Raw genomic sequence first — 23,514 nt, forward strand, 5'->3', positions numbered from 1 at the left:
GGGTCCCGGCTCTGCGTCGCGTCACTTCGTGCCGCGCCGCGTCCGGGACACGAGACTTACAGCAGCTTCCCCATCGCCACGGCGGTGTCCGCCATGCGGTTGGAGAAGCCCCATTCATTGTCGTACCAGGACATCACGCGCACCAGCGTGCCGTTCTGCACCTTGGTCTGGTCCTCGTGCAACGTCGACGAGTGGGGATCGTGGTTGAAGTCGATCGAGACATTCGGCGCGGTGGTGTAGCCGAGGATGCCCTTGAGCTGCTGCTCGGAGGCGCGCTTCATCGCCGCGTTGATTTCCTTGGCATCGGTTGCGCGCTTGGCGACGATCTTGAGATCGACCACCGAGACGTTCGGGGTCGGCACGCGGATCGCGACGCCGTCGAGCTTGCCCTTCAGTTCGGGGAGCACGAGGCCGATCGCCTTCGCCGCACCGGTCGAGGTCGGGATCATCGACATCGCTGCCGCACGGCCGCGATAGAGATCCTTGTGCAGGGTGTCGAGCGTCGGCTGGTCGCCGGTGTAAGCGTGGATCGTGGTCATGAAACCGGTCTCGATGCCGACGGTGTCGTTCAAGACCTTGGCGAGCGGCGCCAGGCAGTTGGTGGTGCAGGAGCCGTTGGAGACGACCAAGTGATCCCTGGTCAGCGTGTCGTGGTTGACGCCGTAGACGATGGTGGCGTCGGCGTTGTCGGCGGGCGCCGAGACCAGCACGCGCTTGGCGCCCGCGGTCAGATGTGCGGAAGCCTTGTCCTTGGCCGTGAAGATGCCGGTGCATTCCAGCGCAATGTCGACGCCGAGCGCCTTCCACGGCAGCTTCGACGGATCGCGCTCGGCGGAAACCTTGATCTTGCCGTTGCCGAGGCTGATCGAGTCGCCGTCGACGGTCACGGTGCCGGGGAAGCGGCCATGCACGGAATCGAAACGCAGCAAATGGGCGTTGGTCTCGACCGGGCCGAGATCGTTGATGCCGACCACTTCGATGTCCTTGCGGCCGGATTCTGCGATGGCGCGCAAGATATTGCGGCCGATGCGGCCAAATCCGTTGATCCCGATGCGGACTGCCATGCTGTTTCTCCCTTGATAGCTGATGCATCCCCGCGGAGCTGTTCCACGAGGGGCTTACGGCGGAACGCCCGGTTCGGCCGGGCGGGAACGGTCAAGATGAGGGTCTAGGTAGTCCTTTTTCCCCATAACCTCAACCGTTAGCCCACGCGCTTCACGGCAGCGTTAACGACGGCCTCGGCGGTAATTCCGAAGTGCTTGAAAAGGTCCTTGGCGGGGGCGCTTGCACCGAAACCGTGCATGCCGATGAATTCACCATCCTGGCCGATCACGGCGTCCCAGCCCCAGCGTACCGCGGCCTCGATGGCGACCTTGATCGGCGCATCGCCGATAATGGCTGACTTTCGGTCTGCCGGCTGCGCTAGCAGGAGCTCGAGCGAGGGCACGGAGACCACCCGCGACGGGATGCCACGCTCGCTCAGTTGCTTTTGGGCGGCCACCGCGATCTCGACCTCGGAGCCCGAGGCGAACAGTGACACTTTTGCGTTGCCCTGCGCCGCGACCAGCTCATAGGCGCCATGCGCGCAAGGATTATCGTTCGGTGCATTGGTGCGAAGCTGCGGCAGGTTCTGGCGGGTCAGCGCCAGTACCGTCGGGCCGTCGACCCGGTTGAGCGCCAGTTCCCAGCATTCCGCGACCTCGACGGCGTCGCACGGGCGGAACACGCGCATGTTGGGAATGGCGCGAAGCGCCGCGAGATGCTCGACCGGCTGATGCGTCGGTCCGTCCTCGCCGAGCCCGATCGAGTCATGGGTCATCACGTAGACGACGCCCGCGCCCATCAGCGCGGCGATCCGCATCGCAGGCCGTGCGTAGTCCGTGAACACCAGGAAGGTCGCGCCGTTCGGCGCGAAGCCGCCATGCAGGAAGATGCCGTTCATCGCCGCGGCCATGCCGTGCTCGCGGATCCCGTAATGGATGAAGCGGCCCTTCGGCGCCTTGGCCGAGAACGCCACTGCCGACTTCGCCTTGTTGTTGTTGGAGCCTGTGAGGTCGGCCGAGCCCGCCAAAAAATTCCATCGGCATCGCCGCGGCGATCGCCTCGATCGCCGATTCGGAGGATTTCCGCGTCGCGACATTCTGCGGCGATTCCAACAGCGCCTTCTTGTGCGCCCGCAGCGCCTTCGACAGCGCGGCCGGCCGCTCGTGCCGCATGCGCCGCTCGAACTCGGCGCGCTTGCGCGGGCCGAGCTCGGCGAAAACGCTTTCCCATTCCTCGCGCGCGGCAGCGCCGCGGCTGCCGGCGGCACGCCATGCCTTCAGCACATCGTCAGGCACCGAGAAGGCGTCGAGCGAAATGCCGAGTTTTTCCTTGGCGCCCTTGAGCTCGTCGGCGCCGAGCGCCTCGCCATGGGCCTTCGCCGTGCCGGCCCGCGTCGGCGCGCCATAACCGATCGTGGTCTTGCAGGAGATCAGCGACGGCTTGTTGGATTTTTGCGCGCGAGCGATCGCGGCGGCAATCGCCTTCGGGTCCTGGCCGTCGATCAGTTCGGCCGCCCAGCCCGCGGACTTGAAGCGCTTCACCTGGTCGACCAGATCGGCGAGCGAGGTCGGGCCGTCGATCGAGATGCCGTTGTTGTCATACAGCACGATCAGCTTGTTCAGCTTCCAGTGCCCGGCCATCGCGATCGCTTCCTGCGACACGCCTTCCATCAGGTCGCCGTCGGAGGCGAGCACATAGGTGTGGTGGCTCACCACCTTCTTGCCGAACTCGGCGGCCAGCATCTTTTCCGCCAGCGCCATGCCGATCGAGGTAGCGATGCCCTGACCGAGCGGGCCGGTGGTGGTCTCGACGCCGCTGGTCTCGAAATTCTCCGGATGCCCCGGCGTCTTGGAGCCGAGCTGACGGAAATTCCGGATCTGATCGAGCGTCATGTCCTTGTTGCCGGTCAGGTACAGCAAGGCATAGAGCAGCATCGAGCCGTGGCCGGCCGAGAGCACGAAGCGGTCGCGGTCGGGCCAGGTCGGAGCCGCCGCATCGAATTTGAGGAACTGTGTGAACAGCACGGTCGCGATGTCGGCGGCACCCATTGGCAGGCCGGGATGGCCGGATTTCGCCTTTTCGACGGCATCCATGGCAAGCCCGCGAATCGCATTGGCCATACGGGTATGATCGACCTGCGTCATGATGGAAATCCGCCTGAAATGAGGTGCTTGGTTAGGGGTATGTACCGGGCGAAGGCCGCAATACGGGCGTGTTTGAGGGAAAGTGCGGGCTGGATAGCACCTCAATCCCCGGGAGTCCAAGGCGTGGAAACGCCCTTGCCATGCGAAAAGTTGCTTACAGCATGGTCCGGAAAAGTGGGTACCGGTTTTCCGAAAAGACCATGCCACTAAGGCGCTGGATCGGGGTGACCTTGGTCACCCCGATCTAGCAGTGCATAGCTTCGCGCGGGCGTTGCGCTTGGCTCGCTTGCCACGTAAATTTCGTGCTCTAACCGCTTGCCGAACCGCGGATTTTGCTGCCGTGCGGCGGGCCTACCGCGAGGGTGCGCGCTGTCTCTCATGAGCGATCGTCACACCAACGGGGCCGGCAATGCCGAGCCGGTCTATGCCGACATCGACGCCGCCACACGGCGCCTGATGATGGCGCTCGATGCGCTCGAGGCCGCGGCCGAGCGGCGGCGTGACGCCGACCGCGACGAGAACGAGCTGGCGAGCCGGATCCAGGCGCTCGGCGCCGATCGTTCGCGGCTCGCCGACGAACTCGACGGCTCGCTGGTGAAGACGCGGCGGCTGGAGCGCGCCAACCGCGAGATATCGGAAAAGCTGGATGCCGCAATCGGCACCATCCGTGCGGTGCTCGATGCCGACGCCGGGGAGAGTGAATGAGTCACATCAACGTCACCATCAACGGCCGGCAGTACCGCATGGCCTGCGAGGAAGGGCAGGAGGTGCGGCTGTTGAAGCTCGCCGAGAGCCTGGAATCGCGGGTCGGAGAGTTGCGCGGCAAGTTCGGCGAGATCGGTGATGCGCGGCTGACGGTGATGGCCGCACTCACCGTGTGCGACGAACTGCTGGATGCCAACGCGCGCATCCGCGCGCTGGAGGGCGAACTCGAAACCCTGCGCAACGTTCGCACCGCCGCCGCCGATCGCGCCAAGGCCACCCAGGTCGCCGTCGCCAACGCGCTCAACGCCGCCGCCGACCGCATCGAGAAAACCACGCAGGTCATCAACCGCACCATCGGCAGCGGCGTCGCGATCGGGTAAGACCGAGCGTTGGCGCTGGTTTCTTTTTACCCTCCCCTCCAGGGCAGGGGAATCGCATGTTCAATTCCGTAAGTTATTGCGAAGCGGTGAGAAATTGATTCTGAAGGTAGCTCCTGATTCGGATGGAGCGGCCGATGAATCGATTTGCGGAGTGCTTCGAGGAACTGCCGGACCCGCGCGCGGACAATGCGCTGCACGATCTGACGGAGATTTTGTTCATCGCCTTGATGGCGACGCTGTGCGGGGCAACGAGTTGCACCGACATGGCGCTGTTTGCGCGAATGAAGGCCTATCTTTGGGAGGGCGTGCTGGTGCTCGAGCATGGTCTGCCGAGCCACGACACGTTCAGCCGCGTGTTCCGCATGCTCGATCCGAAAGCGTTCGAGAAAGCCTTCCAGCGCTTCATGAAAGCCTTTGCCGAAGGCGCGAAGATCGAACGGCCAAAAGGCGTGATCGCGCTCGACGGCAAAGCGCTGCGGCGCGGCTACGAGCGCGGCAGGAGCCACATGCCGCCGGTCATGGTGACCGCTTGGGCGGCGCAGACCCGCATGGCGCTGGCCAACGTGCAGGCGCCGAACAACAACGAAGCTGCTGGCGCGTTGCAGTTGATCGAACTTCTGCAGCTCAAAGGCTGCGTGGTGACGGCCGATGCGCTGCACTGCCATCGCGGCATGGCCAAGGAGATCGTGGCGCGGGGCGGCGATTACGTGCTGGCGGTGAAGGAGAACCAGCCAGCGCTGTTGGCCGACGCCAGGGCGGCGATTGCCGCAGCGGTGCGCAAGGGCAAGAAGCCGGTTTCCACCACCGAGGCAGATCATGGCCGAAAGGAAAAGCGCAGCGTGCTTGTCGTGCCCGTCAAGGATATGGAGCGGAAGCACAACTTTCCGGGCCTCAAAGCCGTCGCGCGGATCAGCAGCAAGCGCGGCAAGGACAAAACCGTCGAGCGCTACTTCCTGATGAGCCAAAACTACAGCCGCACGCAGGTTCTGCGCATCGTTCGCACCCATTGGACCATCGAAAACGGCCTGCACTGGCCGCTCGATGTCATCCTCGACGAGGATCTGGCCCGCAATCGCAAGGACAACGGCCCGGCCAACCTTGCCGTACTCAGGCGCCTTGCCCTCAATGTTGCCAGAGCCCATCCCGACACAACCACCTCCTTGCGCCTCAAGCTCAAGCGCGCTGGCTGGAACGATGCCTTCCTCTTCGAACTCATTGCTCACATGCGATAGCCCTGCCCTCCAGGGGAGGGTCGCCGCGCAGCGGCGGGGCGGGGTGACAGTCTATCGTCGTCGGAGGTGCTTCAGCGGTAGTGCTTCAGCATCTAACGCACCGTGCACCTCCACGTAGATGCGCTCTAGCACCGCATTGAGATTAGCAGTTACATCCGAATTCCAGAAGCGGATAACACGGTACCCTTCCTGCTCAAGCCATGCCTGCCGTTCGCCATCGCGCTTGGCTGTTGCATCCTCGTTGTGATGCCCGCCATCGAGCTCGATGATGAGACGCTTTGCTGGACAGAAGAAGTCCACCACATAAGGACCGATCGGCGCTTGCCGCCTGAAATGTGTGCCTTCTACCGGTAGCTCTTTCAGCGCGCGCCAAAGGATGCGCTCGTGTGGCGTGGTATTCGCCCGCAGCTTCTTGGCTGCTGCGCGGCGGATTGCCGTTGAAACCATTTCGGTCCTCGCTCGCGGATAGATCACCCCACCCCGCTCGCATTGGCGATGCTGTGCATCGCCAATGCGAGCGACCCTCCCCTCCAGGGGAGGGTGAAGCAAAGCGCAATCTTAACGCGAGTGCAACTGGCCATTTTGAAAGTTGTCTTCATGTCGAGCGGCTCGGTAACCGCTGGCGGACTCGCCCCGTAACGCTTACATTGGCTTCGCGAAGCTGCGTCGTGCGTCAGGAGCCATATATCCCCGGGGCCTTATCGATCCTTTAGGGAACTGTCCCTGGCCGGGTCCGTGGATCCGGACATATGGTGCCCACCTACTTTCGTAGGGAACTCCGGGATCGAGTGCTTCAACGGCGTTCGCGGCCTCGCACTTTAATTTGTTGCTCGCGACCTCGTCCTACCCGCGCACGTTCCGTCATACCCCCGCGCATGCGGGGTATCCAGTACGCCGCGGCGTCTCGGTTGAATCACTGAAGTCTCTGGAATACTGGATCACCCGCCTTCCGCCTTCGCTCGTTGAGCTTCGGCGGACAGGTCGCGGGTGATGACAGCGGAAAGATACTGGATGACGGCAACCCTGTCGAAAGCCGACCTCCGCGCCGGAGCTCTGGCGAAACGCGATGCGTTGAGCGACGAACAGCGCGCGGCCGCGGCGCAGGCAATGGCGAAGCGCGGCCTGCCGTTCGAGGTCGAGCCAGGGCTCGTCGTATCCGGATATTCGCCGATCCGCAGCGAGATCGATCCCGCGCCCCTGATGCGCAAGCTCGCCGAGCAGGGCGCAAAGCTCGCGCTGCCGGCGGTGCTGTCGCGCGGCAAGTCGCTCGCGTTTCGCGCGTGGTCGCCCGACGATAGGCTGATGATGGGGCCGCTCGGCATTCTCGAACCGTCGCCGGCGGCGGCCGAACTCGTTCCCGATATCATGCTGGTGCCGCTGGCGGCGTTCGATCGCGCCGGCCACCGCATCGGCTATGGTGCCGGACACTACGACTTCACGCTTGCCCACTTGCGCAAGGCGAAGGTCATTACGGCTGTCGGCACCGCCTTTTCCGTGCAGGAAATAAAAGCCATTCCCGCGCTGCCGCACGACGTGGCGCTGGATTATGTGCTAACGGAAAAGAAAGTGTTCGATTTCCGGAGCTGAACTTTGCGTATTCTCTTCGTTGGTGACGTGGTCGGTCGCGCTGGGCGCGCCGCGGTCGCGGCATATCTGCCCGGCATGATCAGGGACTGGGCGCTCGACTTCGTCGTCGTCAACGGCGAGAATTCCGCCGGCGGGTTCGGCATCACCGAGGTGATCTATCAGGAATTGCTCGACGCCGGGGCGGATGCCATCACGCTCGGCAATCACGCCTGGGATCAGCGCGAGGCGCTGGTGTTCATCGAGCGCGCGCCGAAACTGGTCCGGCCCGCGAACTATCCAAAGGGCACGCCGGGCCGTGGAGCGGCGCTGGTCGATACCAAGAACGGCAAGCGCGCGCTCGTTATCAACGCGATCGGCCGCGTCTTCATGACGCCGTTCGACGATCCCTTCGCGGTGCTCAATCGGGAGCTTGAGGCCTGTCCGCTGCGCGAAGCCGCGGATGCGATCGTGGTCGATTTCCATGGCGAGGCGACCAGCGAGAAACAAGGCATCGGCTACTTCTGCGACGGCCGCGCCAGCCTCGTCGTCGGCACGCACACCCATGTGCCGACCGCCGATCATCAGATCCTCGCCGGCGGCACCGCCTACATGACCGACGCCGGCATGACCGGCGATTATGATTCCATCATCGGCATGCAGAAGGAAGAGCCGCTGCGGCGCTTTACGACGGGCATTCCATCAGCCCGTTTCGAACCGGCCGCAGGGGTGGCGACACTCAGCGGTGTTGCGGTCGAGACCGACGATGCCACCGGCCTCGCGCTGCGTGTTGCGCCGGTGCGTGCCGGTGGCAGGCTCGAGCCGGCCGTGCCGGCGTTTTGGGCGTGAGGCCGCGCGGGATTCAATTGAACTGAACCACCTTGTCGAGCGTGATCGGCAGGTCGCGCACGCGTTTTCCCGTCGCATGATAGACCGCGTTGGCGATCGCCGCCGCCACGCCGACGATGCCGATCTCGCCGAGGCCCTTGATGCCGAGCGGATTGACGATCTGGTCCGGCTCGTCGACAAAGATCACCTTGATGTCGTGCACGTCGGCATTCACCGGCACGTGGTATTCGGCGATATTGGCGTTCATGACGCGTCCGAAGCGATGGTCAAACAGCGTTTCCTCGTGCAGCGCCATGCCGATTCCCCAGACCACGCCACCCATGACCTGGCTGTGGGCGGTCTTCGGGTTGAGGATGCGGCCGGCGGCGACGGCATTGACCACACGGGTCACGCGGATCACGCCAAGCTGCTCGTCCACCTTGACCTCCGCAAAGATGGCCGAGTGGACATTGCGCGCGTGAGACTTGTCATCGGCAACCTTGTTGGCCTCCTCGCGCGTGATGCGATCGGCGCTGCCGGACTGCATCGCGCTGGCAATAGAGACCGCGCGGGTCGCATCCCGCCTGCTGATGATCTTGCCGTCGATCAGCGCGACGTCGTCCACGCCGACGCGTGCCAGCGGCGAATCCTTCATGCCGATTGCAAGCTTCAGCAAGTCGCCGCGAACCGCGCGGGCGGTATTGGCAATCGCGTTGCACACCGAGGACGCGATCCACGAGCCGCCTTCGAGCGGACATTGCGGCAGCGTGGAATCGCCGAGCTTGACGTTGATATTGTCGATCGGCAGGCCGAGCATGTCGGCCGCGACCTGCGCCATGATCGTGTAGGTGCCGGTGCCGATATCGGAGGCTGCGGTCGCCACTTCCGCGTGCCCGTTCGCCGTCAGCACGATGCGCACCGTGGTGGGCATCTGCAGCGCCTCCCATACGCCGGATGCCATGCCCCAGCCGACCAGGTCGCTGCCCTCGCGCATGGAGCGCGGCTCCGCTTTGCGCTTGTCCCAGCCGAACGCCGCGGCGCCCTGCCGGTAGCACTCACGCAGTTGCTTGCTGGTATAGGGAATATCCGCGCCTTGATCGCGATCGGAGTAGCATTGCAGCCGCAACTGCACCGGGTCCATCTTGAGCGCGACGGCGAGTTCGTCCATCGCGCATTCGAGCGCGTAGACGCCGGTCGCAGCCCCCGGTGCGCGCATGTCGCAGGATGTCGGCACGTCGAGCTTCACGAGCTTGTGCTCGAATTTCGCATTGGGACTCTTGTAAAGCAGATTGCCCCAGCCGGTGTCGTTGCGCGCGAATTCCTCGAACTGCGAAGTCACGGCGATGGCCTCATGCGTCATTGCATCGAGTGTGCCGTCGCTATTGGCGCCGAGCGCGAGGCGTTCGATCGTCGCCGGCCGGTGGCCCAGGGCGTACATCTGTGCCCGGCTGAGCATGACGCGAACCGGCCGTTTGAGCGCGCGCGCCGCCAGCACAGCCAGAACAACCTGATATTGCGGGCGCAGGCCGGAGCCGAAACCGCCGCCCATATACGGCGACATGACGCGAACCTCGTTCGGGTTCATCTTGAACACGCCGCAGAGATATTGCTGCACGTTCTGCACGCCTTGCGTCTTGTCATAGACGGTGAGCCGACCGTCTTCCCAAATCGCGGTCGAGGCAAACAATTCCATCGGATTATGGTGCTCGGTCGGAATGAAATATTCGGCCTCGTGGCGCACGGCGGCGGACGCAAATGCCTTTTCGGCATCGCCGCGCGGCTTCTCCGGCTTGTCGATGGCAAACGTGTTGGCGCGCTCGGCGTGCAGATCGGTAATGTGAGGCGCCTTCTGGTACTCGACCTTTATCAGCGAAGCGGCGACGCGCGCGGTTTCCCAATCCTCGGCCAGCACCAGCGCGAGCGGTTGTCCGCTGAAAAGGACTATGTCGTCGTAGAGCGGGCGATAGGGTGAGCCTTTTTCCGTCGCGACTTCGTCCTTGTAGGCGTCGTCCTTATCGGCCATCTGCGGCCGATTCCGATGGGTCAGCACGTCGATCACGCTGTCAACCTCCAGCGCCCCGCTGGTGTCGATGCGCACGATCCGCCCCTTCGGAATCGTCGATTCGACGACATAGCCATGGACGAGGCCGGGGACGTTGAACTCGCCGGCATATTTGGCTTCGCCGGTGACCTTGGCCCTGCCGTCGACGCGGGATGTCGCTGATCCGATATAGGATGCCATGGCGCTCACCGTATTTTCTTGTCGGAGTTCGACTGCGGCGTGCCCCGCGCGGCCTGATCGAGCGTCCGTATGATGGCGCGCCGCGCCAGGCCGATCTTGAAGTTGTTGTGTCCGTAGCCTTTGGCACCGTGCAGCAGCCAATCCGCGGCCTTCGCAAATGCGGTCGCGTCAGTGCGTTGTCCGAGCAGGGCCGCTTCGGCCGCGGTACTGCGCCATGGCTTGTGTGCAACGCCGCCGAGCGCCAGGCGGGCTTCCTTGATCGTGTCGCCGTCGAGTTCGAGCGCTGCCGCCACCGATACCAGCGCGAACGCGTACGACAGACGATCGCGAATCTTCAGGTAGGAATAGTTCGCGCTGAACCCTTTTGGCGGAAGCTCGATGGCCGTGATGATCTCATCGGGTTCCAGATTGGTGTCGCGCTGCGGCGTGTTGCCGGGCAGGCGATGGAAATCGGCAAACGCGATGGTGCGCGCCCCGGCCGGACCTGCGACATGCACGGTGGCTTCGAGCGCTGCGAGTGCCACGCACATGTCGGAAGGATGCGTAGCGATGCAGGCCGCGCTCGTTCCGAGGATCGCATTGATGCGGTTGACGCCATCGATCGCCGAGCAGCCGCTACCCGGCTCGCGTTTGTTGCACGGCGTCGCCGTGTCGTAATAATAGAAGCAGCGCGTCCGCTGCAGCAGGTTGCCGCCGGTCGAGGCCATGTTGCGCAACTGCTGCGACGCGCCTGATAGTATCGCGCGCGAGAGCAGTGGATAGCGCCCTTCGATCAGGGGGTGGTAGGCGAGGTCGGTGTTCGGCACCATCGCGCCGATCAGAACGCCGCCGGCGGAGGTTGGTTCGACGCTCCTGAGCGGCAGGTGCGAAATATCGATCAGCCGGCTCGGTCCCTCGACATCATATTTGATCAGGTCGATCAGGTTGGTGCCGCCCGCGATGAATTTTGCCGAAGGATCCATGGCAATCTGCTTGATGGCGTCGGCGACGTCGTTTGCGCGCGCATATTGGAACGGGGTCATGATCGCTCCATCGCCTGCTGGATCGCCGCCACGATGTTCGGATAGGCGCCGCAGCGGCAGATGTTGCCGCTCATGAGTTCGCAGATCTCGTCGGCCGTTTTGGCCTTGCCTTCGGCGATCAGCCCGGCGGCCGAGCAGATCTGTCCCGACGTGCAGTAGCCGCACTGAAATGCATCATGATCGATGAAGGCTTGCTGCAGCGGATGCAGCTCGCCGTCGTGTGCAAGGCCCTCGATGGTGATGATTTCGGCGCCTTGCTTCATCACCGCCAGCGTCAGGCAGGAATTGATCCGTCGCCCGTCGACCAGAACGGTGCACGCGCCGCATTGTCCGTGGTCGCAGCCCTTCTTGGTGCCCGTCAGGTCGAGATGGTCGCGCAGCGCGTCGAGTAGCGTCGTCCACGGGGCGACCGTCAGTTCCATATGGTTGCCATTGACGGTCAGCCTGATCGGAATTTTCTCCGGCACCGTGGCAGTCCGCGTTACACGTTTTGCCGTGCCAGATCGCGCCATGTTGATCTCCGCCTGCCTGGGCTGGTGCGCAAGGATGGTGCGCCGGGATGATCCAGCCTGAGTTCGCGCTGAGGGGTCCAAGCCCGCCTATCAACGAGTTCGAACAGGGAAGGTTCAGAGCGAAAGCGCGATTGCGAGATCTGCTTGCTGTACAGTTTTTGGACAGGCTTCTGGCGCGATCGCGCGAAACCGAGCGACTGAATGCGGCTTGTCGGCCGGTTAAAGTGATTACAGCCGGTAGGCCGTGCGGAAGCCGCCCCAGTGGCGGCCCCTGACGCGGATCGGCACGTCGATCTCGCGCATCATCACCATGTTGCCGTTGCCCATGTCACGGGCGTAGCTCTGGATCAGATAGGCGCGCTGATTGCGCCCGGCCGCGAGTCCGGCCGGATCGTTGAAGATGCGGCGGTTGCGGCTGTTGGCGGTATTCCAGGTGATGTCGCCCGGGCGCTGCGGGTGCGAATAGATTTTGTTGTGCACCGGCAAATAGCCGTTGGTGTCGATCATGGCGCAGAACGCCATCCGCTTGTCCCTGGCAAGGAACGCTTCCTGGAACGGCGGCAGCGCGCGATCGGCCCAGTCCAGGATTTTGGTGCGATATTGCACCGGGTTGCTGCCGGCTATCTCGACATAGTTGGTGTCGAACATGTCTTCCATCGAGATGGCGCCGCTATCGATGCCATTCTCGAAAATCTTCTTCAGCGCTGCGCCGGCTTCCATCGCGCGGGTGACCGCTTCAGTGTTGTCGTCCTGGATCGCCCACAGCTTGTCTTCGATCTTCTCGGTCAGCGCGGCGTTCGTCCGCTCGAACCGGGCCTGCGTGCCGGCCTTCGAGCGCTCACTGACGCGAATGCGACAAGCGCCGATGTCCTGCAGCGTCGCCTCGAAGCTCTGGCCCTGCGCGAGCCTTTCGGCGTCTGGCCCGCTGATCAGGATGCCATCGATCGAAATCTCGTAGACTGGCGCTGATATCGCGCCGCGCGGCGTCTGGATTTCGATCTTGAGGCTGCAAGGTAGTTTTTGCTGTTCGCGGTGCTCCGGGCGCTCGCCTTCCTTTTCTCCTTGCCGCAACAGCACCGCGCAACGCGCCTTGAGCTTCTGCGCAAACGTGGTGACGGCCCGTCCGGCCTTGGCGACGCTTTCGCCATGGGCCTCGGCTTCCTTGGTGGCGCTGTCGATTTCGATGGCGCTGGCGCCGACGGAAGCGATGAAGCTCGAAGCGGAGGCCGCATTGTCGGCCATCTCGCCGGTGGTCGCGCTCTGCTCGGCGACCGCGCCGTTGACGTTCTCGAACACCGGGCGGATCGCCTCGATCGCCTGCGTGATGCGATGCACGGCATCGACGGAGCCCGCGGCATCCCGCTGCAGTGCCTCGATCTTCCTGGTGATTTCCTCTGTCGCGTTCTGGGTCTGCACCGCGAGCGCCTTCACTTCGGTGGCGACCACGGCAAAACCGCGCCCGGCTTCACCGGCGCGTGCGGCCTCGATGGTGGAATTGAGCGCCAGGAGTGTGGTCTGCCGCGCGATCTGCGCGATCAAATTGACCACGTTGCCGATCGCTGCCGATGATTCCCTCAGGCGGTCGACATTGGCGCCGGCTTCGCGGGCGGCCTCACTGGCCTGGTCTGCGAGCTTGCCGGCGTCGCGCACCTGGGAGCCGATCCCTTGCGCCGATTGGGTGAACTTGTCGGCGGCCTGCGAAAATATCCTCGCCGTGCCCTGTGCGGCGCTGGTGCGGCTCGTCAGGGCGTCGGTGCGCTGGCGAATGGTGGTGAGCGTCGCAGCGGTCGCCTCGGCGCCGCCGGCGACCGAATTAGCCGCGCGCTCGAGCTGGCGGATCATCGCGCCGAGTTCGAGTTCCAGAAGTTCGAGGATCGCCCTGGCCGACTCGCCATCGCCGGAGCCGGCCTCCGTCACGGCGGCGGCCGGCTGCCCCTTGGGCTGAACGGCAGGTAAAGCCGGTTCCGCCACCTGCTTTTTGAACAAACCGAAGGCCATGACGTCTCTTAAAAGTTGAGGATCAGTGCGAAATCCTCTCATCCGGGCATGAAATCATGGTTAACAACTGCCTGATATTTCGGCGCGCGGCAGTACCGGCATACCCGGATGGGCTGTAAATCTTTGATTTCGGCCAATTGCCGGCCTATAAGGCCGCGCTTCACCCCCTACATTCCCCGGGACGAATCCAAGAGACTCCGCATGGCCGGCCATTCCCAATTCAAGAACATCATGCACCGCAAGGGCCGGCAGGATGCCCAGAAGTCCAAGCTGTTCAGCAAGCTGGCGCGCGAAATCACGGTCGCCGCCAAGCTTGGAACGCCGGACCCGGCGATGAACCCCCGGCTGCGCGCGGCCGTGATCGCAGCGCGCCAGGAGAACATGCCGAAGGACAATATCGAGCGCGCTATCAAGAAGGCGATCGGCGGTGAGCGAGAGCTATGACGAGATCCGCTACGAGGGCTACGGCCCCGGAGGCGTCGCCATCATCGTCGAGGCGCTGACCGACAACCGCAACCGCGCCGCCTCCGACATCCGCTCCTATTTCACCAAGTCCGGCGGCAATCTCGGCGAAACCGGTTCGGTCGCCTTCATGTTCGACCGCACCGGCATCATCGAATACGACGCCAGCAAGGCCTCCGACGACGCGATGCTGGAAGCCGCGATCGAGGCCGGCGCCGACGACGTCGTATCCAGCGAAAGCGGCCACGAGATCTACGCCTCGCAGGAAACCTTTCGCGAGGTTGCGAAAGCGCTGGAAGCCAAGTTCGGCGAAGCCCGTAAGGCAGCGCTGACCTGGAAGCCGCAGAATACGGTCGCGGTCGACGATGAGACCGGCGAGAAGCTGTTGAAGCTGATGGATCTCTTGAACGAGCACGACGACGTGCAGAACGTCTACGCCAATTTCGAAGTCTCCGACGCGCTGGTCGCCAAGATGGGCGGGTAGGCTGTCGTCCCTGCGAACGCATGCGAACGCTGGGACGACGATGGTTCGACGATTGGGGCGCATTAACCTGTCCGGGGCACGAGCCAGCCGCATATCGGGGATTTCCGTTCTCTTTATGTTTCGTTCATCCAGCTCTGGCGTTATCACTACGCCATGACATCCCCACCGATTCGCCACCCCGTCCGGATTATCGGCATCGACCCCGGCCTGCGCCGCACCGGTTGGGGCGTGATCGAGACCGAGGGCAACCGGCTCGTCTTCATCGGCTGCGGCTCGGTGGAGCCGCCGGACAACCTGCCCATAGCGAGCCGCCTGCTCGCGATCCATGAGGGGCTCGCCACAGTCCTCGGCGATTTCAGGCCGGCGGAAGCCGCGGTGGAGCAGACTTTTGTCAACAAGGACGGCGTCGCCACGCTGAAGCTCGGCCAAGCCCGCGGCGTCGCCATGTTGGCGCCCGCGATGTTCGGCATATCGGTTGCGGAATATGCACCCAATCAAGTCAAGAAAACCGTGGTCGGCGCCGGCCACGCCGACAAGAACCAGATCGCGGTGATGCTGAAGATATTGCTGCCGAAGGCCGAGCCGAAATCCGCCGACGCCGCCGATGCGCTGGCGATCGCCATCACCCACGCCCATCATCGCCAAAGCGCGGCGCTGCGGATGAAGGTGGCGAGCCTATGATCGGCAAGCTCAAAGGTTTGATCGATTCCTACGGCGAGGATTACGTGATCCTCGATGTCGGCGGTGTCGGTTATCAGGTGCATTGCTCGTCGCGCACGCTGCAGGCGCTGCCGTCGCCCGGCGAGGCTGCGGTTCTCTCGATCGAGACCTATGTCCGCGAGGATCAAATCAAGCTGTTCGGTTTCCGCACCGACACGGAGCGCGAGTGGTTTCGCCTGCTGCAGACCGTGCAGGGCGTCGGCGCCAAAGTCGCGCTGGCGGTGCTCTCCACGCTGCCGCCTGCTGAACTCGCCAACGCCATCGCGCTGCGCGACAAGGCCGCAGTATCGCGCACGCCCGGCGTCGGGCCAAAGGTCGCCGAGCGCATCGTTTCTGAATTGAAGGACAAGGCGCCGGCGTTTGCCAATGTCGATCCGGCCGTGGTGCATCTGGCCGGCGCGATCGATAGCCACCGCGCGCCGCGCCCGGTCACCGACGCGATCTCGGCTTTGGTCAATCTCGGCTACGGCCAGCCGCAGGCCGCCGCTGCGATTGCCGCCGCCTCGCGCAGCGCGGGCGAGAATGCTGAGACCGCGCAGCTTATCCGGCTGGGCCTGAAGGAACTGGCGAAATAGACTATGTTCGCCACTGACCGACCGAGGAAGGCGTTTCCGCCATGTTGAGCGAGAAAGACCAGGAACTAATTGCCGCCGCGATTGACGCGATCAGGCCGCGTTATCGCAACAAGTGGCAGGAGGTCGGCGCTGCGATGCGCACCCGCGACGGCCGCATCGTCACTGGCGTGAATATCGACGCCTATATCGGCCGGATCGCGGTCTGCGCGGAGGCGATCGCCATTGGGCGCGCCATCACCGAAACCGGCGATCGCGGCATCGAGACCATCGTCGCCGTGCGCCATCCCAAGCCGGACGAGCCCGGCGATATCGCCGTGGTATCGCCCTGTGGCATCTGTCGCGAGCTGATCCACGATTACGATGCAAAGGCGCGGGTCATCGTTCCCGACAATGGCCGCGAGCCGAAGGTCGTCACCATCGGCGAGCTTTTGCCCAACAAGTACCGGAGGGGCAACGGGTGAACACCCCCTCCCGCATCGTCACCCCCGAGCGCCGTTCCGACGATGTCGGCGACACCGCGCTGCGTCCGCAATTGCTGTCGGAGTTCGTCGGCCAGGCGCAGGCGCGCAAGAATCTCTCGATCTTCATCGAGGCGGCGCGTAAGCGCGGCGAGGCGCTGGATCATGTGCTGTTCGTCGGGCCTCCCGGCCTCGGCAAGACCACGCTGGCGCAGATCGTCGCGCGCGAGCTCGGCGTCGGCTTTCGCGCCACCTCAGGTCCCGTCATCGCCAAGGCCGGCGATCTTGCAGCACTGCTCACCAATCTCGAAGAGCGCGACGTGCTCTTCATCGACGAAATTCATCGTCTCAGTCCGGCGGTCGAGGAAGTGCTGTACCCTGCGATGGAGGATTTTCAGCTCGACCTCATCATCGGCGAGGGGCCGGCGGCGCGTTCGGTCAAGATCGATCTCGCAAAGTTCACCCTTGTCGGCGCCACGACGCGCGCAGGGTTGTTGACCAATCCGCTGCGTGACCGCTTTGGCATTCCGATCCGGCTGAACTTCTACACCGAGGAAGAGCTGGAGAAGATCGTCACCCGCGGTGCCCGCGTGCTCAACATCGGCATGACGCCGGACGGCGCCAACGAGATCGCGCGCCGCGCCCGCGGCACGCCGCGTATCGCCGGCCGCCTGCTGCGCCGCGTACGCGATTTTGCATCCGCAGCCGACGCCAGCTCTGTCGACCGCGCCATCGCCGACCATGCGCTGAGCGCGCTGGAAGTCGATGCCGCCGGCCTCGATGCCATGGACCGTCGCTATCTGACGACCATCGCGATGAACTATGGCGGCGGCCCGGTCGGCGTCGAGACCATGGCGGCGGCGCTATCCGAGCCACGCGATGCCATCGAGGACATCATCGAGCCGTATCTGATCCAGTGCGGCTATTTGCAGCGCACCCCGCGCGGCAGGCTGCTCACCTCGCACGCCTTCCGCCACCTGGGGCTTGCAGAGCCCGCACGCGATCCCGCCCAGTTCGGCCTGTTCGGCAACGACAGCGACGACTGATCACTTCGAACCCGATCACTCGGGGAATGCACTAACGGCGGCTGGATGCTCTGGTGCGGCAGAATCGCTGGTGAGAAGCTGCTGGAGGTCTGCTAACGTTCTGCACAAACGTACCCCAATTCAGGCCCAATCCGCCACCATGTTGGCGCTGCATCACGATTGGATCACATGTTAACACGCCGTCATTTCTTGAAGTCCATGGGTGGATTGGGCGCGCTGGGCGCCTCGACCACCGCTTACGGGTTCAGCGCGCCGCTCGTCCGGCTTCGCGTCGAGCGGTACAATATCTCGCCGCCGCAATGGCCGGCCGGTCTCAATCTCAGGATCGCCGCCATCGCCGACCTCCACGCCTGCGATCCCTGGATGTCGCTCGATCATATCGGTGAGATCGTCGAACGCACCAATGCGCTCAAGCCTGACATCGTTGTCATGCTCGGCGACTACGTGGCCGGACATCGCAAGGTGACGCGCTTCATTCCCGACGCCGAATGGGCGGGAGCGTTGGCCGGATTGAAGGCGCCGCTCGGCGTGCATGCGGTGCTCGGCAATCACGACTGGTGGGAAGACAAGGAAGTGCAGCGCAACGGGCAGGGGCTGCCGAGCGCGGGCCGTGCGCTGGAAGCGGTCGGTATCCCGGTGTACGAAAACGACGCGAAGAAGCTCAGCAAGAATGGTCACTCGTTCTGGCTCGCCGGTCTCGGTGATCAGCTCGCCTATGTGCCGGCCCGCCGCTTCAGGCCGCTCAAGCGGATCGGCGTCGACGATCTCGGCGCGACGCTGGCGAAGATCACCGACGACGCGCCCGTGGTCCTGATGGCGCACGAGCCTGACATCGCGCGTCGCGTGCCCGCGCGCGTTGCGCTGCAGCTCTCCGGACACACCCATGGCGGCCAGGTGCGGATGCTGGGCTGGTCACCGATCTCGCCGTCCGGCCAGCAGCTCGCCTACGGCCACATCAAGATGAATTGCGACGTCGTCGTCTCCGGCGGCCTCGGCTGCAGCATCATGCCGTTCCGGCTCGGGGTGCCGCCGGAGATCGTGCTGGTGACGCTGGGGGCGGGGCAGCCGGCCGTGGCGTAGTCGACCTGGAATGCAGTGGCGGAAGGCGTGGAGAGCGTGGCGGCTGTGCATCTGACCTGAAATGTGTTACATGCCTTGTCAATGAGTTCAGCCGTCGAAAAAGCCGTTGAAGCCCTGGAATTGCTGCCTGAGGAAATGCAGGAATCGGCAGCTAACTATCTGCTGTCGCAGGCCAGGAAATTCCGTGCGCTCAAGGACGCCATTGACGAAGGAATGGCGGACGTGGAAGCGGGGCGGGTCGTTCCTTGGGATCTGGAAGAGTTTCTCCGGCAAGCACGAACCAAGGCGCAGGGCTAGGACGCGTTGTGCGGGTTGTTGTTTCGTTGCGAGCCCGCTCGGATATCCTCGATATTCATGCATATCTTTCCGAACGCAGCTCCATCGCTGCCGATCGGCTATTGGCCAGGTTTTCGCAACGATTTGACGAACTTCGCGAGTTTCCTTCTTGGACCGGATCGAAGCGAATTGCGAGCGTCGCTGCGAGGGCTTTTGGATACGTTGCGTTCTACATTGTAGAGGTAGATCAAATCGTGATCGTTCGCGTCATTGATAGTCGGAGGGACATCGAGACGGAGTTCGCGAAATGACTCCCTCCCTCGACGGCGAGATCCGCGACGGCCGCCATCACATGCAGGTCCGTGTCTATTACGAAGACACCGATTTCTCCGGCATCGTCTACCACGCCAGTTACCTGCGTTTCATGGAGCGCGGCCGCACCAACCATCTGCGGCTGATGGGCGCCTCGCAGCATGCGCTGTTCGAGCAGGCGCAGGAGGAGACGCCGGGCTTTGCCTTCGTGGTCCGCTCGATGCAGCTCGACTTCCTGCGGCCGGCGCGGATGGACGACGTGCTCGACGTGGTGACGTGGCCGGTTGCGGTGAAGGGCGCTTCCATCACGCTGGCACAGGAGGTGCGGCGAGGCGAGGATGTCCTCATCAAGGCGGCGGTGCGCGTTGCCTTCATCAGCGGGGGACGGGCGAAGCCGATCCCGAAATCGCTGCGGCTGTTGATGAAGGCCGATCTGGCGCCGGAGTAAACCTTCGGATTGACTCTCTGTACCGATCGGTACAATGTCTCGGGGTTAGCAATCCGGAGAAACCTCATGTCGCGTCCGCCGCTGCCGCCCTTCACCCGCGAAACCGCCGCCCAAAAGGCGCGCATGGCCGAAGACGCCTGGAATTCGCGCGATCCGGTCCGGGTATCGCTGGCCTATACCGAGGACAGCCGCTGGCGTAACCGCTCCGAATTCTTTGAAGGCCGCGAGGCGATCGTCGAATTCCTCACCCGCAAATGGGCGAAGGAGCATGATTACCGCCTGATCAAGGATCTCTGGGCGTTCGATCAGAACCGCATCGCGGTGCGCTTCCAGTATGAATGGCACGACGGTGCCGGGCAGTGGCATCGCTCCTACGGCAACGAGCAGTGGGAATTCGACGAACACGGTCTGATGCGGCGGCGCGAGGCCAGCATCAACGATATCGCTATCAAGGAAAGCGAGCGTCGCTTCCATTGGCCGGCGCCGGGTCCGCGCCCGGCGGATGTCGCGGGGCTAGGCGAGAACCCGCTATGATCAGATGCTGAAAAGAGGTGTCGAACGTGGAGAGGTACTGCGCGCGCTCGGCGAGGTGTTTCGCGCGCATGGCTACGAGGGCGCCTCGCTGACGCTGATCACGGAGGCCACCGGCCTCGGCAAGGGCAGCCTCTATCATCTATTCCCCGGCGGCAAGGAGCAGATGGCCGCCGAGGTGCTGGCCGAGATCGATGGCTGGTTCGAACTTCATATCTTCGCGCCCTTGCGCACCGCCGACGATCCCGCGCGCGCCATCGCTGCGATGATCGCTGGCGTCGATCAATATTTCCACTCGGGCGATCGCGTCTGCCTGGTCGGCATGGTGGCGCTCGGCTCGGCGCGCGACAGTTTTGCCGAAGCGGTCGATGGCTATTTCGCGCGCTGGCAAACGGCGCTGGCGTCGCTGTTGCGACGATCCGGGCTCACGACCAGCCAGGCGCAGCGGCGCGCCGAGGATGCGCTCCTCACCATTCAGGGCGCGCTGGTGCTGGCACGGGCGCGGGGCGACGCCGGGATATTTCGCCGGGCGTTGGCGGAGTTGACTAAGCGGCTACTGGCGCCGCCGGCGTGACGATTGCTTGCCGCTTGCGTTCCCCGGATGCTGCGCAACGCGAAGTGTTGCGCTGCTATTCCGGGGTCCATGCTGCTTCACGCGATCTGGGTCCCGGCTCTGCGTCGCGTCACTGCGTGCCGCGCCGCGTCCGGGACACGAGACTGCGCCTTACGCCGCTGCCTTATGCCGCGCGAGTTCGGCCTTGTAGAGTTCGAACTCCTCGGCGACCGCCTTTGCAATGCTCGGGCGGGCGCGCAGCCGCTCGTAATAGGCCTTCACCGCTGGCCACTTCGCCAGTTCGATCGGCGGCGTGGCCATCGTCCAGTTGATGATGGTGACGAGATAAGCATCCGCGACGCTGAAGTGATCGAGCAGGAATTCGCGGCCCTTCAGGTAGTTCTCGAGATAGTCGAGCCGCGACATATTTTTGTTCAGCGCATAAGTCTTTGCATCCTGCGGCGCCGTCTTGTCGAGCAGCGGCACAAACAGTGCCTTGTGCAGTTCGGTGCCGATGAAGCACAGCCATTGATGCAGGCGGCTGCGCTCCTCAGAGGAGTTGGCCGAGATGCCGGCGCCCGGAAAGCGGTCGGCGACATATTGCAGGATCGCCGCGTTCTCCGTCAGCACGGTCCCGGCGTCGGTGCGCAGCGTCGGCACCAGCCCGAGCGGGTTGACGGTGCGGAAATCCGAGCCGTCCTTCTGCACCACCTTGGTCTTGGGGTCGACCTCGAGATAGTTGGCCTCAACGCCGGCTTCGTACAGCGCGATCCGGGTCGCCAGCGAGCAGGCGAGCGGCGAGAAATACAGGTCCATGATTTGCCTCCTTGGCGGTTGATCAATCGGCCGGCGTTCAAGGCGGGCAGGATTGATTTTTATACTGTTCCGCATAATATACACCCGGTCAAGGAATTATTTGCGAAATGGTACAAAAAAAGAAGAAGCCTCCGGTCCCCCGGATCGACGCTCCCGTCCAGCCCAAGCGGCGGGGCCGCCCGCGCGCCTATGAGCCGGGCGTGGCGCTAGGCAAGGCGCTTGACCTGTTTCGGAAGGACGGTTTTGCGGCCACCTCGCTCGACGATCTCTCCGCCGCCACCGGCATGAACCGGCCGAGCCTCTATGGCGCGTTCGGCGACAAGCGCGAACTCTTCATCAAGAGCTATCGGCGCTATCGCGACGACGCGCGAGTCGCGATGGGGGAAATCTTTCGCAACGAGTTGCCGATCCGAAAACGCCTCGAACGCATCTACGCGGTGGCGCTCGATATTTATCTGTCCGGCGAATCCGGTCCGCGCGGCTGCTTCACGGTGATGACCGCAGCCTCCGAGGCGGTGCATGACCCCGATATCCGCGCGATGGTGCTGGAAGGCTTTGCCGAGCTCGACAAGGCGTTTGCCGCCTGTTTCCGGCTCGCCCGGGAAAAGGGCGAGCTACCGGTGAGCGCCGACGCGACCGTGCTGGCGCAACTTGCCTCCGCCACCATTCACACCATCGCCATCCGCGCCCGCGCTCAGGTGCCGCGCAAGGAACTGGAGGCGATCGTCAACGGTGCGATCGACGTGATGGTCGGGGCGGTGAAATAACTCTCTCCGTCGTCCCTGCGAACGCAGGGGCCCATAACCACTGCACTTCGTCGTTGAAGCAAAGCCATCTCCGCATGTGCCATTTCCGCGGGCCGCGGCGTTTGGGTCTCTGCGTTCGCAGGGACGACGATGGAGTCCTAATACCCCCGCTTGCGATCCACCACATTTTCCAGCGCGCCGCCTTCCTCAAATCGCGCGATCTGCTGCGCGACATATTTCGATATCTCGTCGGGATCGGTATCGGCGGCATTGTGCGGGGTCAGCACCACCTTTGGATGGGTCCAGAACCGGCTGTCGGCGGGCAATGGCTCAGTGGCGTAGACGTCGAGCGAGGCGCCGCCGAGCGTACCGTCATCGAGGCATTGCAAAATGTCGGCCTCGTTCTGCAGGCCGCCGCGGCCGGCATTAATCACGACCGGCGCGCCGAGCGGGCTCGTGCGATGCAGTTTCTCAAACAGCCCGCGATTGAGAATGTGCCGCGTCTCCGGCGTCAGCGGCAGAAGGCATACCAGAATGTCGGTCCGCCGCAGGAATGGCTCAAGCTGCGCTTCGCCGTGAAAGCCTTCGATGCCCTCGATCGTTCGCGGGCTGCGGCTCCAGCCTGCGACACGAAAGCCCAGCCGCCGCAGCACGTCGGCCGCGTCAGCACCGAGCGTGCCGAGCCCCATGATTCCGACCGAAATCGCGCCCGCCGCCCATTGCGATTTCGGCGCCCAGCGCTTTTCGCGCTGCGACTCGCGCAAGTACGGCTCCTGCCGGTGGTGCATCAGGACATGCAGCACGACATACTCGGTCATCCGCGCGGTGAGATCGCCGACTGCGACGCGCACCAGCGGCACCTCGGGCAATGAGCGGTCGGCCATCAGCGCATCGACGCCCGCGCCGAGATTGAAGATGACACGCAGGTTGGGGAAGGCGGCAAGCTCGCCCGGATGCGGCTTCCACACCGCCGCGTAATGCACCTCCGCTGGATCGCACGACGCATCCGGCAACAGCAGCACGGACCGCCCCTTGCAAACGTCATCGAACCGGCTCTTCCAGCGCTGCGGCGACCAGTTTTCGGTCCCGCCATGCACCAGCAGCGCAAGCGCACCCTTCGTCATTGCCATTCCTTTCGCGTCGCCACCCGGCGTGACCCGCCTCACATCGCGGACCGAGGTGCTTCTCTAGCCTCCTTTCATCCGACAGGGGAGATCTTGCATGGTCAATCAGGGTTGAGGCCGCCAGATGAAAATGCTCAGGTGCATCGTTCTCATTCTCGGTGTGTGCAGCCTTTGTTCCACGGCGGCCATTCACGCCTACAGGCATTTCAATCC

General features: G+C 63.9%; 24 protein-coding genes, 1 other RNA gene and 2 pseudogenes. 18 read left to right on the forward strand and 9 right to left on the reverse strand.

The window, feature by feature from the left end; all coding sequences use genetic code 11:
* Positions 1–56: 56 nt before the first annotated feature.
* Together gap and tkt are read right to left on the reverse strand one after the other, a co-directional pair.
* A complete protein-coding gene (gene gap / locus ACFXS9_RS38095; RefSeq protein WP_392698401.1) occupies positions 57–1,064 on the reverse strand; it encodes a type I glyceraldehyde-3-phosphate dehydrogenase in 1,008 nt (335 codons plus the stop codon).
* Between the two features lie 137 nt (positions 1,065–1,201).
* A pseudogene (gene tkt, locus ACFXS9_RS38100) lies at positions 1,202–3,188 on the reverse strand (transketolase).
* Between the two features lie 378 nt (positions 3,189–3,566).
* Between tkt and ACFXS9_RS38105 the strand changes: the two are divergent.
* The 3 genes from ACFXS9_RS38105 (at position 3,567) to ACFXS9_RS38115 (ending at position 5,505) form a co-directional block, all read left to right on the forward strand.
* Complete coding sequence (locus ACFXS9_RS38105) at positions 3,567–3,893, forward strand: DUF4164 domain-containing protein (protein ID WP_334365110.1); 327 nt, start codon at positions 3,567–3,569, stop codon at positions 3,891–3,893.
* Positions 3,890–4,273 carry a cell division protein ZapA gene (locus ACFXS9_RS38110; protein WP_028349229.1) on the forward strand — a complete coding sequence of 128 codons (384 nt, stop codon included), beginning with the start codon at positions 3,890–3,892 and terminating at the stop codon, positions 4,271–4,273. Before ACFXS9_RS38105 ends, ACFXS9_RS38110 begins: the two co-directional genes overlap by 4 nt.
* A 134-nt stretch (positions 4,274–4,407) precedes the next feature.
* Positions 4,408–5,505 (forward strand): ISAs1 family transposase, encoded by a 1,098-nt coding sequence (locus tag ACFXS9_RS38115; protein ID WP_392692877.1) that lies wholly within the window; start codon positions 4,408–4,410, stop codon positions 5,503–5,505.
* 51 nt (positions 5,506–5,556) lie between these two features.
* Here ACFXS9_RS38115 and ACFXS9_RS38120 read toward each other — a convergent pair whose 3' ends face one another.
* Positions 5,557–5,952 carry an endonuclease domain-containing protein gene (locus ACFXS9_RS38120; RefSeq protein WP_392698402.1) on the reverse strand — a complete coding sequence of 132 codons (396 nt, stop codon included), beginning with the start codon at positions 5,950–5,952 and terminating at the stop codon, positions 5,557–5,559.
* A gap of 208 nt (positions 5,953–6,160) precedes the next feature.
* On the opposite strand from ACFXS9_RS38120, the gene ssrS reads away from it, so the two are divergent.
* From ssrS to ACFXS9_RS38135, 3 genes are all read left to right on the forward strand, one after another.
* A non-coding RNA gene (gene ssrS, locus ACFXS9_RS38125) (6S RNA) lies at positions 6,161–6,321 on the forward strand.
* Positions 6,322–6,495: 174 nt separating this feature from the next.
* Entirely contained in the window at positions 6,496–7,092 is a 597-nt protein-coding gene (locus ACFXS9_RS38130; RefSeq protein WP_392698403.1) for a 5-formyltetrahydrofolate cyclo-ligase, read from the forward strand.
* A gap of 3 nt (positions 7,093–7,095) precedes the next feature.
* Positions 7,096–7,917 (forward strand): TIGR00282 family metallophosphoesterase, encoded by an 822-nt coding sequence (locus ACFXS9_RS38135; RefSeq protein ID WP_392698405.1) that lies wholly within the window; start codon positions 7,096–7,098, stop codon positions 7,915–7,917.
* Positions 7,918–7,930: 13 nt separating this feature from the next.
* Here the strand turns inward: ACFXS9_RS38135 and ACFXS9_RS38140 are convergent, their stop codons facing one another.
* The 4 genes from ACFXS9_RS38140 to ACFXS9_RS38155 all read right to left on the reverse strand — a co-directional run bounded on the left by ACFXS9_RS38140 (position 7,931) and on the right by ACFXS9_RS38155 (position 13,670).
* A complete protein-coding gene (locus ACFXS9_RS38140; RefSeq protein ID WP_392698407.1) occupies positions 7,931–10,138 on the reverse strand; it encodes a xanthine dehydrogenase family protein molybdopterin-binding subunit in 2,208 nt (735 codons plus the stop codon).
* 5 nt (positions 10,139–10,143) lie between these two features.
* A complete protein-coding gene (locus ACFXS9_RS38145) occupies positions 10,144–11,160 on the reverse strand; it encodes an FAD binding domain-containing protein (protein ID WP_392698409.1) in 1,017 nt (338 codons plus the stop codon).
* Complete coding sequence (locus ACFXS9_RS38150) at positions 11,157–11,672, reverse strand: (2Fe-2S)-binding protein (protein ID WP_392698411.1); 516 nt, start codon at positions 11,670–11,672, stop codon at positions 11,157–11,159. Before ACFXS9_RS38150 ends, ACFXS9_RS38145 begins: the two co-directional genes overlap by 4 nt.
* A 228-nt stretch (positions 11,673–11,900) precedes the next feature.
* Positions 11,901–13,670, reverse strand: a complete 1,770-nt coding sequence (locus ACFXS9_RS38155) for a methyl-accepting chemotaxis protein (protein ID WP_392698413.1) — start codon at positions 13,668–13,670, stop codon at positions 11,901–11,903.
* 201 nt (positions 13,671–13,871) lie between these two features.
* Here ACFXS9_RS38155 and ACFXS9_RS38160 point away from each other — a divergent pair.
* From ACFXS9_RS38160 to ACFXS9_RS38210, 11 genes and pseudogenes are all read left to right on the forward strand, one after another.
* Positions 13,872–14,616, forward strand: a pseudogene (locus ACFXS9_RS38160) (YebC/PmpR family DNA-binding transcriptional regulator).
* A 153-nt stretch (positions 14,617–14,769) separates the two neighbouring features.
* Positions 14,770–15,297 (forward strand): crossover junction endodeoxyribonuclease RuvC, encoded by a 528-nt coding sequence (gene ruvC / locus ACFXS9_RS38165; protein ID WP_392698414.1) that lies wholly within the window; start codon positions 14,770–14,772, stop codon positions 15,295–15,297.
* Positions 15,294–15,911: a Holliday junction branch migration protein RuvA gene (gene ruvA / locus ACFXS9_RS38170; RefSeq protein ID WP_028349220.1), complete on the forward strand. Its 618-nt coding sequence runs from the start codon at positions 15,294–15,296 to the stop codon at positions 15,909–15,911. The genes ruvC and ruvA overlap by 4 nt, the downstream gene beginning before the upstream one ends.
* A 41-nt stretch (positions 15,912–15,952) precedes the next feature.
* Positions 15,953–16,372: a cytidine deaminase gene (locus tag ACFXS9_RS38175; protein ID WP_392698416.1), complete on the forward strand. Its 420-nt coding sequence runs from the start codon at positions 15,953–15,955 to the stop codon at positions 16,370–16,372.
* Positions 16,369–17,415, forward strand: coding sequence for a Holliday junction branch migration DNA helicase RuvB (gene ruvB, locus ACFXS9_RS38180; protein ID WP_392698418.1), 1,047 nt, complete (start codon positions 16,369–16,371; stop codon positions 17,413–17,415). The genes ACFXS9_RS38175 and ruvB overlap by 4 nt, the downstream gene beginning before the upstream one ends.
* Before the next feature lie 168 nt (positions 17,416–17,583).
* Positions 17,584–18,495, forward strand: a complete 912-nt coding sequence (locus ACFXS9_RS38185; RefSeq protein ID WP_392698419.1) for a metallophosphoesterase — start codon at positions 17,584–17,586, stop codon at positions 18,493–18,495.
* An 81-nt stretch (positions 18,496–18,576) separates the two neighbouring features.
* Entirely contained in the window at positions 18,577–18,792 is a 216-nt protein-coding gene (locus ACFXS9_RS38190; RefSeq protein WP_392698420.1) for a hypothetical protein, read from the forward strand.
* 8 nt (positions 18,793–18,800) lie between these two features.
* On the forward strand, positions 18,801–19,082 hold the full coding sequence (locus ACFXS9_RS38195; protein WP_392698422.1) for a type II toxin-antitoxin system RelE/ParE family toxin: 282 nt from the start codon (positions 18,801–18,803) through the stop codon (positions 19,080–19,082).
* Positions 19,079–19,531, forward strand: a complete 453-nt coding sequence (ybgC, locus tag ACFXS9_RS38200; protein ID WP_392698424.1) for a tol-pal system-associated acyl-CoA thioesterase — start codon at positions 19,079–19,081, stop codon at positions 19,529–19,531. Before ACFXS9_RS38195 ends, ybgC begins: the two co-directional genes overlap by 4 nt.
* A gap of 66 nt (positions 19,532–19,597) precedes the next feature.
* Positions 19,598–20,065, forward strand: a complete 468-nt coding sequence (locus ACFXS9_RS38205) for a DUF1348 family protein (protein ID WP_392698425.1) — start codon at positions 19,598–19,600, stop codon at positions 20,063–20,065.
* A 4-nt stretch (positions 20,066–20,069) separates the two neighbouring features.
* Positions 20,070–20,636, forward strand: coding sequence for a TetR/AcrR family transcriptional regulator (locus ACFXS9_RS38210; RefSeq protein WP_392698427.1), 567 nt, complete (start codon positions 20,070–20,072; stop codon positions 20,634–20,636).
* A 150-nt stretch (positions 20,637–20,786) separates the two neighbouring features.
* On the opposite strand, the gene ACFXS9_RS38215 is transcribed toward ACFXS9_RS38210, so the two are convergent.
* A complete protein-coding gene (locus ACFXS9_RS38215) occupies positions 20,787–21,431 on the reverse strand; it encodes a glutathione binding-like protein (RefSeq protein WP_392698429.1) in 645 nt (214 codons plus the stop codon).
* A gap of 107 nt (positions 21,432–21,538) precedes the next feature.
* On the opposite strand from ACFXS9_RS38215, the gene ACFXS9_RS38220 reads away from it, so the two are divergent.
* On the forward strand, positions 21,539–22,198 hold the full coding sequence (locus tag ACFXS9_RS38220) for a TetR/AcrR family transcriptional regulator (protein ID WP_392698430.1): 660 nt from the start codon (positions 21,539–21,541) through the stop codon (positions 22,196–22,198).
* Positions 22,199–22,335: 137 nt separating this feature from the next.
* On the opposite strand, the gene ACFXS9_RS38225 is transcribed toward ACFXS9_RS38220, so the two are convergent.
* On the reverse strand, positions 22,336–23,301 hold the full coding sequence (locus tag ACFXS9_RS38225) for a 2-hydroxyacid dehydrogenase (RefSeq protein ID WP_392698432.1): 966 nt from the start codon (positions 23,299–23,301) through the stop codon (positions 22,336–22,338).
* Between the last annotated feature and the right edge of the window lie 213 nt (positions 23,302–23,514).

Source organism: Bradyrhizobium sp. RDI18, from assembly GCF_043203335.1.
Taxonomy (GTDB): Bacteria; Pseudomonadota; Alphaproteobacteria; order Rhizobiales; family Xanthobacteraceae; genus Bradyrhizobium; species Bradyrhizobium retamae.

Coding starts and splice junctions, on each gene's coding strand:
- gap (WP_392698401.1), bottom strand. CDS start 1,064: ATGGCAGTCCGCATCGGGATCAACGGATTTGGCCGCATCGGCCGCAAT.
- ACFXS9_RS38105 (WP_334365110.1), top strand. CDS start 3,567: ATGAGCGATCGTCACACCAACGGGGCCGGCAATGCCGAGCCGGTCTAT.
- ACFXS9_RS38110 (WP_028349229.1), top strand. CDS start 3,890: ATGAGTCACATCAACGTCACCATCAACGGCCGGCAGTACCGCATGGCC.
- ACFXS9_RS38115 (WP_392692877.1), top strand. CDS start 4,408: ATGAATCGATTTGCGGAGTGCTTCGAGGAACTGCCGGACCCGCGCGCG.
- ACFXS9_RS38120 (WP_392698402.1), bottom strand. CDS start 5,952: ATGGTTTCAACGGCAATCCGCCGCGCAGCAGCCAAGAAGCTGCGGGCG.
- ACFXS9_RS38130 (WP_392698403.1), top strand. CDS start 6,496: ATGACAGCGGAAAGATACTGGATGACGGCAACCCTGTCGAAAGCCGAC.
- ACFXS9_RS38140 (WP_392698407.1), bottom strand. CDS start 10,138: ATGGCATCCTATATCGGATCAGCGACATCCCGCGTCGACGGCAGGGCC.
- ACFXS9_RS38145 (WP_392698409.1), bottom strand. CDS start 11,160: ATGACCCCGTTCCAATATGCGCGCGCAAACGACGTCGCCGACGCCATC.
- ACFXS9_RS38150 (WP_392698411.1), bottom strand. CDS start 11,672: ATGGCGCGATCTGGCACGGCAAAACGTGTAACGCGGACTGCCACGGTG.
- ACFXS9_RS38155 (WP_392698413.1), bottom strand. CDS start 13,670: ATGGCCTTCGGTTTGTTCAAAAAGCAGGTGGCGGAACCGGCTTTACCT.
- ruvC (WP_392698414.1), top strand. CDS start 14,770: ATGACATCCCCACCGATTCGCCACCCCGTCCGGATTATCGGCATCGAC.
- ruvA (WP_028349220.1), top strand. CDS start 15,294: ATGATCGGCAAGCTCAAAGGTTTGATCGATTCCTACGGCGAGGATTAC.
- ACFXS9_RS38175 (WP_392698416.1), top strand. CDS start 15,953: ATGTTGAGCGAGAAAGACCAGGAACTAATTGCCGCCGCGATTGACGCG.
- ACFXS9_RS38185 (WP_392698419.1), top strand. CDS start 17,584: ATGTTAACACGCCGTCATTTCTTGAAGTCCATGGGTGGATTGGGCGCG.
- ACFXS9_RS38190 (WP_392698420.1), top strand. CDS start 18,577: ATGAGTTCAGCCGTCGAAAAAGCCGTTGAAGCCCTGGAATTGCTGCCT.
- ybgC (WP_392698424.1), top strand. CDS start 19,079: ATGACTCCCTCCCTCGACGGCGAGATCCGCGACGGCCGCCATCACATG.
- ACFXS9_RS38205 (WP_392698425.1), top strand. CDS start 19,598: ATGTCGCGTCCGCCGCTGCCGCCCTTCACCCGCGAAACCGCCGCCCAA.
- ACFXS9_RS38210 (WP_392698427.1), top strand. CDS start 20,070: ATGCTGAAAAGAGGTGTCGAACGTGGAGAGGTACTGCGCGCGCTCGGC.
- ACFXS9_RS38215 (WP_392698429.1), bottom strand. CDS start 21,431: ATGGACCTGTATTTCTCGCCGCTCGCCTGCTCGCTGGCGACCCGGATC.
- ACFXS9_RS38220 (WP_392698430.1), top strand. CDS start 21,539: ATGGTACAAAAAAAGAAGAAGCCTCCGGTCCCCCGGATCGACGCTCCC.
- ACFXS9_RS38225 (WP_392698432.1), bottom strand. CDS start 23,301: ATGACGAAGGGTGCGCTTGCGCTGCTGGTGCATGGCGGGACCGAAAAC.